Annotated in this window: 9 protein-coding genes; 6 read left to right on the top strand and 3 right to left on the bottom strand. The window is 29.2% G+C overall.

Annotation, left to right across the window (positions count from 1 at the left end):
• Positions 1-29: 29 nt before the first annotated feature.
• Together JK636_RS05725 and JK636_RS05720 are read left to right on the top strand one after the other, a co-directional pair.
• On the top strand, positions 30-986 hold the full coding sequence (locus JK636_RS05725) for an RluA family pseudouridine synthase (protein ID WP_202747861.1): 957 nt from the start codon (positions 30-32) through the stop codon (positions 984-986).
• Positions 987-1,003: 17 nt separating this feature from the next.
• On the top strand, positions 1,004-2,617 hold the full coding sequence (locus tag JK636_RS05720) for a putative polysaccharide biosynthesis protein (RefSeq protein WP_202747860.1): 1,614 nt from the start codon (positions 1,004-1,006) through the stop codon (positions 2,615-2,617).
• Between the two features lie 9 nt (positions 2,618-2,626).
• Here JK636_RS05720 and spoVB read toward each other — a convergent pair whose 3' ends face one another.
• The 3 genes from spoVB to JK636_RS05705 all read right to left on the bottom strand — a co-directional run bounded on the left by spoVB (position 2,627) and on the right by JK636_RS05705 (position 7,966).
• Positions 2,627-4,135, bottom strand: coding sequence for a stage V sporulation protein B (gene spoVB, locus JK636_RS05715; protein ID WP_202747859.1), 1,509 nt, complete (start codon positions 4,133-4,135; stop codon positions 2,627-2,629).
• Positions 4,136-4,196: 61 nt separating this feature from the next.
• On the bottom strand, positions 4,197-5,312 hold the full coding sequence (locus JK636_RS05710) for an aminopeptidase (protein WP_202747858.1): 1,116 nt from the start codon (positions 5,310-5,312) through the stop codon (positions 4,197-4,199).
• 29 nt (positions 5,313-5,341) lie between these two features.
• Positions 5,342-7,966 (bottom strand): diguanylate cyclase, encoded by a 2,625-nt coding sequence (locus JK636_RS05705; protein ID WP_202747857.1) that lies wholly within the window; start codon positions 7,964-7,966, stop codon positions 5,342-5,344.
• A 195-nt stretch (positions 7,967-8,161) separates the two neighbouring features.
• Between JK636_RS05705 and JK636_RS05700 the strand changes: the two genes are divergently transcribed.
• The 4 genes from JK636_RS05700 (at position 8,162) to JK636_RS05685 (ending at position 12,609) form a co-directional block, all read left to right on the top strand.
• A complete protein-coding gene (locus tag JK636_RS05700) occupies positions 8,162-9,469 on the top strand; it encodes a PQQ-dependent sugar dehydrogenase family protein (RefSeq protein ID WP_202747856.1) in 1,308 nt (435 codons plus the stop codon).
• A gap of 44 nt (positions 9,470-9,513) precedes the next feature.
• Positions 9,514-10,227 carry a zinc dependent phospholipase C family protein gene (locus JK636_RS05695; protein ID WP_202748751.1) on the top strand — a complete coding sequence of 238 codons (714 nt, stop codon included), beginning with the start codon at positions 9,514-9,516 and terminating at the stop codon, positions 10,225-10,227.
• Between the two features lie 98 nt (positions 10,228-10,325).
• The gene (locus tag JK636_RS05690; protein ID WP_202747855.1) at positions 10,326-10,868 is read left to right on the top strand and encodes a class I SAM-dependent methyltransferase; all 543 of its coding nucleotides are present in this window, start codon (positions 10,326-10,328) and stop codon (positions 10,866-10,868) included.
• Between the two features lie 37 nt (positions 10,869-10,905).
• On the top strand, positions 10,906-12,609 hold the full coding sequence (locus JK636_RS05685; RefSeq protein ID WP_202747854.1) for a B12-binding domain-containing radical SAM protein: 1,704 nt from the start codon (positions 10,906-10,908) through the stop codon (positions 12,607-12,609).
• Positions 12,610-12,637: the final 28 nt, after the last annotated feature.

Here is a 12,637-nt window from a genome sequence, read left to right as displayed (position 1 = left end):
GTCTTATTTATATACTGCAGGAGGAAATAATGAGAATTGAAATAGGAACAAATGAAGCAGGTCAAAGATTAGATAAATTTATAAGAAAATGGCTTAAGGATGTACCTTTAAGTGCTATATATAAAAGTATCAGAAAAGGTGATATAAAGGTAAATGGAAAAAAGGCAAAGGAAAAACAGTTTCTTTCTGAAGGTGATATTGTTGAAACAAGAGAAATTACAAGTTCAGCGAAGAAAGAAAAATTTGAAAGAGTCGATAACAGTCATATTAAAATAACTTATGAAGATGAAAATATGGTGATTGTTGAAAAGTGGCCGGGGGTTTTGGTACATTCAGATAAGAAAGGCGGAAGCCCAACATTAACTGATTTTATGCTTTCTTATCTTTTTGATAAGGGAGATTATCTTCCGGAAAAAGAAGTAACTTTTACTCCTGCACCGTGTAATAGACTTGATAGAAACACGTCAGGTGTGGTTATATACGGTAAAAATTTTGAGAGTTTAAAGCTTCTAAATGAAATGATCAGGGAACGAAGAATAAAAAAATATTATACTTCTCTAGTAAAGGGAAGAATAAAGGATGGACTTTACGAGGCTTATATATCAAAGGATGAAAATGAAAATATATCAATGGTATATGATACGAAAAGGCCTGACACAAAAAAAATTGCCATGGAGGTTAAAACCATTCAAAGCTGCGGTACTTTTTCCCTTATAGAAATAGACTTAATAACAGGAAGAAGTCATCAGCTTAGAGCACACTTAGCCCACCTAGGCAATCCAATTGTTGGTGATGGAAAATATGGAGAACAAAAGCTTAATAGTTTTTTCATTAATAAGTATGGATTAAACTATCAATTTTTATATGCCTATAAATTAGTTTTTAAAGATTGTCCTGAAAAATTAGAGTATCTTGAAAATAAAACTATAACTGAAAGTTTACCGCCAATCTTTAAAAAGATAAAAAATGATGTATTTAAGTTTTAAAGTTTAAGGAGAAAGCTATGAAAACTCAATCTACTACAAAGGGTTTTGCAATACTTTCTGCAGCAGGGATGGTAGTTAAGCTGTTGTCTCTGCTCTATGTTCCTTTATTGCAGCATTATATTGGTGAAGATGGATATGGAGTTTATTATGCTGCTTATACTGTCTTTGCTTTTATTTATATTATTACTAATACAGGATTGTCTTCTGCAATATCAAAAATTGTATCAGAATTAATTGCTTTAAAAAATTATAAAGATGCAGTTAGAGCTTTTAAAATGGCTAGGCTTATATTACTGGTAATAGGAACTTTTATGTCAATAATGATGCTGGTTTTAGCTAGCAGCATGGCAAATCTGACACATTTTCCTAGAGCTTATCTAGCTATAAGGGCATTAGCTCCAGCAGTGCTTTTTACTTCAATAGCTTCTGCATACAGAGGGTACTTCCAAGGCAGGGGGAATATGAATGCCACTGCTGTTTCACAAGTACTTGAGCAGGTTATAAATATTATATTTTCAATTGTATTTGCAGCTATATGGAGTAAGTATGGGGTTGTTTACGCTTGTGCAGGAAGTACTATAGGAACAACTCTAGGAGCTTTAATTTCTGTTATATATTTAATGTTTTATTTCAAAAGAAATAAGGGTTTTTATGTTGATAAGATACAGAATGATGAAAATCTAACAAGGCATAGTAATGAACAGCTTTTAAAAAAGCTTTTAAATTACGCTGTTCCTTTAACTATAAGCTGGGGACTTCAGAATGCCGGCAATGTAATTGATGCAGGAAATACAAAAGGAAGACTACTCGCAGCTGGGTTTAATGACATTCAAGGAGATGTAAAATATAATTACTTAGCCAAATATCAAGTTTTAATTAATGTACCAATAACTATAATTTCTGCATTATGTGCAGCAGTACTTCCTTTAATATCTGGAGCTGCAGCTTTAAAAGATAGAAACGAAATTAAGAGGGGTATTGATTATGCTTATAAAACTTGCTTATTAATAGCAATACCATCAGCTGTTGGACTAGCAGTTTTAAGTCAGCCGATTTTCAATACTATATTTGCTAAATATTCGTCAGGTGCTGTTCTTATGAGATATGGCTCTGTGGTGCTAGTGTTTATGGCACTTGTTCAAATTCAAGCTACAATTTTACAGAGTATAGGGAAACTATATATATCTACATTTTATATAGTAATAGGTATTGGAGCTAAAATTGCATTAAATTATATATTAATTGCAAAACCATCAATTAATATTTTAGGAGCTGTTTTTGGGAGTATGGTTGGATTTTTAATCCCGCTTCTTTTAAATAACTTTATAATTAAAAGAAGTTTAAAAGTAAAATATAATCTTATACTCTTAGCTATAAAACCTCTCATTGCGTCAGCATTAATGGGTGTGACTGCTTACCTTGTTCAATTTGATGTTGAGTATGTATTGAGTTTTATTCACAAAGGGTATTTTACAATGATGCTTTCAACTCTTGCTGCCATTGCTGCTGGAGTATTTACATACTTGTATGGATTAATTTTAATAGGTGGAATAACTTCAAGAGAGCTTCAAGCGATACCTGTAAGAGTGAGAAAGTTTATACCTAAGACTTTACTAAATAGAATAAGATAAAAGGAAAGCTTAATTAAAGCTTTCCTTATTTATTATATGTATGCATAAAAAGTAAGAGGTAAATCCTAGAGTTATAATAAAAATATTTTTAAGTGCAAATAATGTAGAAGGAATTAAATTATTTGCTATAAGTAGTATAAAGTATATAAGTATACTCAGTAATATGTATATAATGAGTTCTGCAGGAGAGAAGGATATTCTGCAGTATTTTTTTATTTCTATAATATTTAATGTCAGCAAAGTTAAAGAAGTAATAATAAGTGATATTCCATATCCAAAAATATTAATGCTTGGAATCCCTGTAAATATGTATAACAGTATAACTTCTTCAATAGACACTATAAGAGAATTTCTAAGTACTATACCTTGGCGACCTAGTCCATTAAGTATGCTGAATGTAGTAGCTGATGTATAAGTCAATGGAACAGACAGAGCGGCAAATCTAATATAAGGTCCAAGATCATTTCTATTAAAGAACAGCTGCCCTAATGAGTCAGGTATACTGATTGAAATTATTAATGTTATTACGCCTAGGAGAAAAGCAATTTGCATAACTTGTGATATTCTGTTTTCTAAAGCATAGTAATCTTTTTTATCTAGAGTTTGTGATAAATCTGGTATTAAAACTGTAGACATAGAATTTACTACTATTAGTGGGAAGAAAATTATAGCCATGGACATCCCAGTAAACTTTCCGATTAAAGAAAGTGCTGTGCTGTATTCTATGCCTGCACTTATTAGTCTTCTAGGAACTATAAGGGTAGATAAAGTATTTAACCCAGTTGATATAAATCCGTTTAAACAAAGAGGAAAAGAAATAACTAGGACATCAAATAAAAGCTGTGCTCTACCTTCTTTTTTTAACGAATTATATGCTGTAGTTCGTTGCCTATTAAATCTATAAAATATGTACAACAGTATTAGACTTATAAATTCTCCTATACACAGTGCTATGTAAGCTACAGTAACAGTTTCTGTAACAGAAGGAGCAGACAGCATACTAATAACGGATACTATTACAGCTATTCTTACAGCTTTTTCAAATATATCTATAAAAGCAGGTACTTTAACCTGTGATATACCATAGAAATAACCTTTAAGTATAGAAGACAAACCTACAAATAAAAGTGCAGGAACAATAACCTTAAGAGAATATAATGTTCTACTATCCTTTATTACATGAGAGCTTATAAAGGATGAAAAAGTAAAAAATATAATACATATAATTGTTCCCCAAATAAGATCGAACATTAATGATGTATGTATAGACTTATTTAAATTTCTATAATCGTTTTTTCCAAAATAGACAGCAGCGACTTTTGATATAGCCGTTACCATACCGCCGCAAATTAAGCAAATAAATAAATTATATATAGGCATTATAAGTCCATAAAGTCCCATACCTTCGGCTCCAAGTTCCTTTGATAATATTATAGAGAACATGAAACCAAGAACACCCGTAGTTAAATTGGACAAAGTAAGAATTAATGACTCTTTAAAAAAACTATCTCTTTTCATAAAACTACCCCACATAATTAGTAACATTAATAATTATGTGGGGAATTTTGATTATATTCTATTATTTTAGATTTTCAGGGTTTAAGCATTTTAATTCATCAATAACAAAGATACCATCTTTTCTTATTAAAATATCATCAAAGTAAATTTCTCCACCGCCGTATTCAGGTCTTTGTATAAGAACCAAATCCCAGTGAACAGAAGACTTATTTCCATTTTCAGCATTATCATAGCAGGTTCCAGGAGTAAAATGTATAGAACCAGCTATTTTTTCGTCAAATAAGGTATCCTTCATTGGCTTTAGTATGAATGGATTAACGCCAATAGCAAATTCTCCAACAAATCTTGCACCTTCATCAGTATCAAAAATTTTATTTATTCTTTCTGTATCATTAGCAGTGGCTTTTACTATTTTACCATCTTTAAATTCTAATCTGATATTTTCATAAGTATAACCATTGTATACAGCTGGAGTATTGTAGGTTAAATAACCGTTAACTGAAGTTTTTACTGGAGCAGTATAAACCTCACCATCAGGTATGTTAAGCTGGCCATCGCATTTTATCGCAGGTATACCTTTAATTGAAAAAGATAAGTCAGTATCCTTTCCGGTTAGTCTTACCTTATCTGTTTTTTCCATTAATGCCACAAGTGAATCCATAGCTTTAGACATCTTACTGTAATCTAAGGTACATACATCAAAGTAGAAATCTTCAAAAGCCTCTGTACTTGTTCCAGCAGCTTGAGCCATGGAGTAATTTGGATATCTAAGTATTACCCACTTGGTTTTAGGAACTCTAATAGCTCCATGAACAGGGCTCCAAAAATGTTTCATATAAGCGGACATATTCTCCCCGGGAACATCTGAAGTTTCGGTTATGTTATGACCAGCTCTTATTCCTATATAGGCATCCATGTCAGACATTCTTTGAGCTTCATATTTAGCCATTAGTTCAAGCTGCTCAACTGAACAATTCATAAGAATAGCTCTATCTATCTCCTTATCTTTAATTGTTACAAAAGGTACTGCACCAGCTAGATATGCCTGTCTAACAAGCTCAGTAACAAGTGGAGTTTCAAGTCCAATAGCTTCAATAAGTACTTTTTCTCCCTTTTGTAAATTACATGAATAGTTAATTAAGTTTTTTGCTAAAGTAACAATTCTAGGATCTTTCATTTTTTTATTCTCCTTGTCTTTTTTATAAATTAGATTATGTTTAATCTTTTGTTAGCTAATTTATTATTATACATTAATTTATCAACATGTTCAAAGAGTGCTTTACTATTTTCAAAACTATTTGTGCAGCTGCCCACACCGTAAGAAAAATCTAAATATATTTGGAAACCGTTTAAAAGAATAGGGCACTCGCTGCATAAGTTTTTTGCCTTTGAGATATATTCTTCAGCTTCAGATGCTGAAAATCTTGGAAATATAATTACAAATTCATCCCCGCCATATCTAATTATGTCATTAGGAGAAGGAATATTAAGCTTTAGAATTTTAGAAAAATATTTTATTGCTTCATCCCCAGAAAAATGTCCATAAGTATCATTAATATGTTTAAAATCATTTAAATCCAAAACACCTATAGAGAAATCAGCATTCATATTTTTATATAGTTTTAATAATTCATCCAGCTTATTCCACATATATTTTGCATTATACAATCCTGTAGAATAATCAATAAAATTATTATTTTTTAGTTTTTCTGTATATTGAATAGTTTTAAGTTTTAAAAAAAGGTTTTTAACAAGAATAAGCCCAACCTCAGCATCTTCTTTAGAATATACCCAATCTGAGCTTTTATTGTTAAAAATAGCAAAATAATAAGTAGTTGAATTTATTTCATCATAGATAAAGTATAAGATCATAGATTTAATATTTATAGTATCATCATTTGTAAAATTAAATATATCATAGTTTCTTCCATGGGAATTTAATATAAGATTATTATCATATATTAAATTTTTAAAAAAGCCTAAGATTTCATTTTTGCTATTAGAAGTTTCTGTATGTAAATATGCTTTAGAACTTATACCTGTTTCGAAAGCGTGCTTGGTCATTATTATTCCTTTGGATAAAAAATATTTATTAAACATATTTTTTACTTCTTCATAAAGTATATCTTCAGAAAAAATTGTACTTATTTTATTGGAAAAGTTTTGAACAATCTCAAAATCATTTGCTTTTTTGCTTTCTTTTAAAGAATTTCTCCGTTCCTGTGATAAAACAAAAATAAGATTTAGTTTATATTTATTTTTAACGTAATTTATAGGCTTAAAGCATCTTTCGTTTATAAATAGATCAGTATAAAAATTAAAATGACTTTGAAGATTATAATTTTGGCTTATGACTTTCGCAGATTTTATAAGTGTATTAGTATATTCCTTAAGTTTTTTTGAAAAAGCTATATAATATAAAAGCAAAAGACTTTGTACATATATATTGCCGCTTCCATTAGAAATTAATAGGTCTGAAGCTCTAGAAAAACATAGATAACTTTCAGCAATATTTCCAGAAGCAAATTTTATATATGCTTCCAACATAACTATATTTGAAAGTTTTATAAAATGATCATTATTGCTTATATGAAGTCGTGCAAGATTATAATACTTCAAAGCATTTTCATAATCATTCATGAAAAGTCCATAGGTAATTCCTAAATCAGTATATTGTCTGCAGAGATTTTGTATATCAATTCTATTTCCGAAGTTACAGTCTTCCATAATTTTAACAGTAGCCTTAGAAAAATAAACTGCGTTATCAAAGTCACCAAGCATTTTAAAGCTTAAGGATAGGTTATCACAGGTTTTTACTGCTTCTTCTAATATTTCAGAAGCACTTGGTACCATTAACAAGGTATTTAGTGCATCGAAATGTATTTCAAGGGAAGAAGAAAAATCACCTTGAAGAAAATAGGTGTATCCTAAGGAGTTCTTAAGTTTTACTTTTTCGATAACAGAAAAGCTATCAATGCTTTTAGAGGACTCTATTGTACTTTTCATGTAATCAGAAGCTTGGCTATATTCTCCCGCTGTTGATTTTATAATAGATAATATTTTATATACAATAAAGTATAGTTCTGAAATCTTTAACTTTTCTGCAATTGACAAAGCATTAAATGCGTATTCTTCGGATTTTTCTCTTTGCCCTATATTGTGGTAGTAATAGGATAAAAGAGAAAGTATAGATAAAAGTGATATCTCATCTTTTAAATTTTCAGCTATATTTTTTGCAAGAATATAATAATTGTCGGCACCACTAGTAAACATATCATTAGTTTTTTCTAAGTATTTTCCGCAAATGATATAAACTATCATAGTTTCGTACTCGTTTACAGAGCTATTATAGTTTATATATTCAACACAGTGCTTTATATGAGTTTCAGCTAAATCAAAATTTTTTTCCTGCAGAAAGTAATCAGCTAATAAAATATTAACTAAAAATATTAGTCTATTATTAAAATTGTTCTTAGTATACTGCAGCAAAAATTCTAAAATATTAAGAGGAAGGTTTCTATTTTTAGAGTAGTAAGCGTAAATACTTGTAAGTATATTTTCAGTGAGCTCAGTGCTTATACTTCTTAATATTTCATCCGAATCAAAATCTAAAGCTAGCAGCTTTAATGAAGAATATAATTCTTTAGGAATATCTTTTTCATATTTTTGAATAAGATCGTTAATAATTCTGCTTTTTAGTTTAACTTCGGGAGAAATAAAATACAAAATATAATGTTCATTTAATACTAAATTTTCAAGTACATTTTTTATTCCATTATGTAAAATCAGCTTTTCATCAAGTAAAAGCTTTCCGTCTTTCAAATTTATCACTTCTTCTCCATAAATAATATATATATCATAACATAGAATTTTGAGATAATAAACCAACTATTTTGAATATATATGTAATAATAGGTCAATTAATGTTGAATTAATTTAGCTTTGTTATTTAATGATTATTATACATATACCTGTAAAAAAGAAAATATATATTAATAGAAAAGCATGTATTTTTATGGAGGAACTATGAAAAACTTTTTTAAGATCATTCTGCTTGGAGGAGTTGTACTAGCCTTATTTATTTTTTTAAAGAACTTTTATATAGAGAACAATATAGTTGTAAGGGACGAACAAATTGGATACTCTGAAAAATATAAAGGTTTAAAAGGTGCTGTTGATATTGTTTCTAATAATCAGGGGGATTTTTACATAGCATATAAAGATAGGATACAGTTTGTAGATGCTAAAGGTAAAAGTTATGATATATTAAAAAATAAAACGTTAAATATAAAGTCTTTAGAATACAAGGATAACATATTATATTACTCATCTGATACTAAAGTATATAGTTATAATTTAGCAGACAAAGAGGAAAAAGTTATAATTAATGCACTGCCGAATTTAGGAGATTATAAGGATAGTATTATTAGAATAAAAGGAAATGAACTTTATGTATCTATAGGAGCTGCAACCAATTCAGGTGTTGTTGGAAGAGATAATGAATGGCTTAAAGATAATCCATATTATTGCGATATATCACCTAGAGATATAACTATAAAAGGAAGAACATATGGAAACGAGAAAACGGGAGCATTTGTTCCTTATATGACTAAAAACGCTTCAGGTCAGCTTATATCAGCACACTCTCCAGGTAATGCATCTATTATACAATATAATATGGGAAATGGAAATTTAGAAACCTATGCCTGGGGAATAAGAAACGCAAAAGGGATGGCCTTCAATAGCGAGGGAAAGTTAATTGCTGCTATAGGAGGCATGGAAGATAGAGGCTTAAGACCAGTGAAAGGTGATGTGGATTATATATATGAAATTAAAAAAGGTTTATGGTACGGATGGCCGGATTACAGCGGCGGAGATCCTCTTACTTCTCCAAGATTTAAAGGAGTGGACAATAATAAATTAAGTTTTATTTTAGATAATCAGCCAACTACAAATCCTCCTGCGCCTATATATCAACATAAATCACTTTCTTCTTTGGGCTCAATGGATGTAGATACTAGAGGTATTTTAGGAGAAAAGAATTGCATATATTTTTATGATACTAGAGATAATATTATCTATAAATTAACCAATAAAGGCGTTTTAAGTGAAATGCTAGAGCTTAAGGATGCTTCTTTCGTAAGCAGTATAAAATTCAATGATAATTCAATGTTAATCCTTGATAGTGCAAATGGTATATTATACAGCATAAGCAAACAAAATAGCAGTCCTATATTTAACTTAAGCAATGATGTGATGTATTACTTAATAATAATAGTTTTAATTGGTATTATTACTGCTGTATGGAAATTTAATTATAACAATAACAAGTAAATTGTATAAGATAGTTTTTATAAATAGGAAGGAAAATGCTTAAGATGAAAGAAAGATTTGAAACAACTTACGGTATGGCAGTAAGAGGCGTAATGCATGCAGTTAATCCTATAAAAAAGAAAATACTTAAAACTAACTGCACTATACATAAATTTATTAATATGCAAGCTATAGAAATTCTTAGAAATGAAGGATATTTAAAAGAGCACGAATTCTTTAAAAAGCATATAAAGCCTTTAAATGAGGGTGTCACCTGGGCAGATCAAGATTTTAAAAGCTCCAATCATTTTTATCATTTCAGCAGCGGCAAAGGTTTATATGGATTTTCAGATGCGATGACTGAATGTAAGAAATACTATAACAAAGCTATTGCATACATGAAGATTAAGGAAGCAGATAAAGCTATGTTTTTTCTTGGCTCAGCCTGTCATTTAGTACAAGATATGACAGTTCCTCATCATGTTAATAATAGACTTTTAGATAGCCATAGAGGATTTGAAATGTGGATTATAAAGAGATTTATGTCCGACTACACATTCTTAATAGATAAAGGTATTTTAAGATATAAGACTTTAGAAGATTACATTAAGAATAATGCCTTAGTAGCAAACAATGTATATTTAAAGTATCTAAAGGTTCAAGATAAAGAAGAAAGATATGGAAAAATGGCAGCAACAATAATAAAGGAAGCACAAAATAGCACAGCAGGGTTTCTTCTTGATTTTTATGATGAGATTCATGGCAAAATTAATAAATAAGAAAATAAACAAAAATAATTCTTCCAAAATATGGAGGAATTATTTTTTGTTTGTAGAATTATATCTATAATTATTAATGCAAAAGGGGAAGAGTTTTGATGAAATTAGATATTTTAAATAAATCAAGAAAAGAAATATTTATTAATATGCAGCATGAAACATTTAAAGGAAATGTACTGGACATTGGTATGGATAACTATGGAATTATTTATAGTCTCTATAAGAAATATAATGAAGAAGCGGCTGTTGATTATGTATACGGAAAAGATGAAAAAAAGCTTATTGATAAGGAAGGTTATGATAGCTGTGTCATGCTTTTTTCCCTAAAAAATATTTGGCTGAAAGTTAATAAGAGAAAATTTTTAAAGGATATAAGTACTTTTCTAAAGGACAATGGAGTGATTTATATATGGGATATAGATAAAGGGTATTCAAAAGTATTTAGAGCAAAGATAAAAATAATGCTGGCAGAAAGAAAGCTTAAAGAAATTGTAATGGACGATTTTAATTTAGTAAAAGATAATTCTAAGGAGAGTACAATAAAACTTTTACAAGAATACTTTGAAATAATTGATTTAAAAGCATCAGATAATATATACTATATAAAGGCTAAAAAAAAGAGTTTAAAAACGAAGGAGTAAGATCCTAAAGATTTAAAGTTGAAAGGAAGTAAGAGTAATGAAGGTAGTATTGGCAGCAGTGAATTCCAAGTTTATTCACAGTAATTTAGCGGTAAGATATCTAAAGGAGTATACAAGTGATTTGAGTTATGAATGTGAAGTGATGGAATTTTCTATAAACGATAGGCTGGAAAAAATAGTAGAAGCAATTATAAGTGAAAAGCCAACGTTAGTGGCTTTTTCTTGTTATATCTGGAATATGTATTTTGTTGAACAGCTGTCTTCTATCATAAAGCTTATTGATTCAAATGTTAAGATATTATACGGGGGTCCGGAAGTTTCTTATGATAGTATAGAAACTATGAAAAACAGCAGAGCAGATTATATTATTGAGGGTGAAGGTGAGGAGAGCTACAGAGATTTTATTAAGAACTTAATTGAAGAAAAAAGTTTTAAAACCGTGAGAGGACTTTATTATAGGGAGAAAGATGAAATAATATATGGAGGGGCACGCGAGTTAATGGATTTAGATAAGCTTGTTTTTCCATATACAGACTTGGACGACCTTAACGATAAGATTGTATATTATGAAGCTTCAAGAGGATGCCCTTTTAATTGCAAATATTGCCTTTCTTCTACTATACATGGAGTTAGATTCCTAAATATAGAAAAAGTTAAGGTTGACTTGAAATTTTTAATAGATAAGAAAGTAAGGCTTGTTAAGTTTGTAGATAGAACCTTTAACTGCAGCAGTAAATTTGCTATGGATATATGGGAATACTTGATGAGTTTTGATACTAAAACAACTTTCCATTTTGAAATCTCAGCAGATATTTTAAGGGATGAACAACTGGAGCTTTTATCAAAGGCACCAAAGGGAAGGTTTCAATTTGAGATTGGTGTTCAAACAACCAATAATGAAGTGCTTAGAAATATAAATAGGTTTGTAGCTTTTAAACAAATTAAAGAACAGGTTGATAAATTAAAAAGCTTTGGAAATATTAAACAGCATCTAGATTTAATCGCAGGACTTCCAGGAGAAAACTTTGAATCTTTTAAGAAATCTTTTAATGATTTATATAGCATTGAGCCAGATGAAATACAACTTGGATTTTTAAAAGTTTTAAAAGGTACTGATATGAAGGAGGAAGCTGAAAAATGGGGTATTGTGCACTCTCCATATACACCCTATGAAGTATTAAGAACGAATGATATAAATTATGAAGAAATTATAATATTAAAAAGAGTAGAAGAAATGGTTGATAAATATTATAATTCCAACAAATTTAATAATATAATCGGCTTTTTCGTACACAGGTATAATACTCCTTTTGATTTTTATTTAGCTTTAGGTATGTTTTTTCATAATAAAGGCTATTTTAAAAGAAACATATCCTCAGTAGACTATTATAAAGTATTTGTAGATTTTTATGAGGAAATTATAGGTGAAAATTCTAGTATCTTAAAAGAAATAATAAAATTTGATTATTTAAGTTTCAATAGAAAAAAATGGCTGCCTGAATTTCTATATAGAGAAACGGATAAGAGTTTGGATAGAAATTTGAAAGATGCTGTTAAAAAAAATAACATCAGTATACCATTTGAAAGGTATCATTTAGAAAAGTTTAATATTGATATTTTAGCATTTATGAAAAACAAGACTATTAATGAAGGAAATTACTACTTGATTTTTGATGAAGATACAGATAATAATATAATAGATATAACTAATGATTTGGTTAGATTAAATTTGTTGAAGTAGAAATACACAGTATGTACTTAATTGAGAT

It is taken from the genome of Clostridium rhizosphaerae (genome assembly GCF_016765585.1).
In the GTDB taxonomy this organism is placed as follows: domain Bacteria; phylum Bacillota; class Clostridia; order Clostridiales; family Clostridiaceae; genus Clostridium_AT; species Clostridium_AT rhizosphaerae.
This window is presented reverse-complemented; position numbering and strand designations above follow the sequence as displayed.

Excerpts from the sequence above, each read along its gene's own strand:
- JK636_RS05725 (WP_202747861.1), top strand. The coding sequence starts at position 30 with ATGAGAATTGAAATAGGAACAAATGAAGCAGGTCAAAGATTAGATAAA.
- spoVB (WP_202747859.1), bottom strand. The coding sequence starts at position 4,135 with ATGAAAAGAGATAGTTTTTTTAAAGAGTCATTAATTCTTACTTTGTCC.
- JK636_RS05700 (WP_202747856.1), top strand. The coding sequence starts at position 8,162 with ATGAAAAACTTTTTTAAGATCATTCTGCTTGGAGGAGTTGTACTAGCC.
- JK636_RS05695 (WP_202748751.1), top strand. The coding sequence starts at position 9,514 with ATGAAAGAAAGATTTGAAACAACTTACGGTATGGCAGTAAGAGGCGTA.
- JK636_RS05720 (WP_202747860.1), top strand. The coding sequence starts at position 1,004 with ATGAAAACTCAATCTACTACAAAGGGTTTTGCAATACTTTCTGCAGCA.
- JK636_RS05710 (WP_202747858.1), bottom strand. The coding sequence starts at position 5,312 with ATGAAAGATCCTAGAATTGTTACTTTAGCAAAAAACTTAATTAACTAT.
- JK636_RS05685 (WP_202747854.1), top strand. The coding sequence starts at position 10,906 with ATGAAGGTAGTATTGGCAGCAGTGAATTCCAAGTTTATTCACAGTAAT.
- JK636_RS05690 (WP_202747855.1), top strand. The coding sequence starts at position 10,326 with ATGAAATTAGATATTTTAAATAAATCAAGAAAAGAAATATTTATTAAT.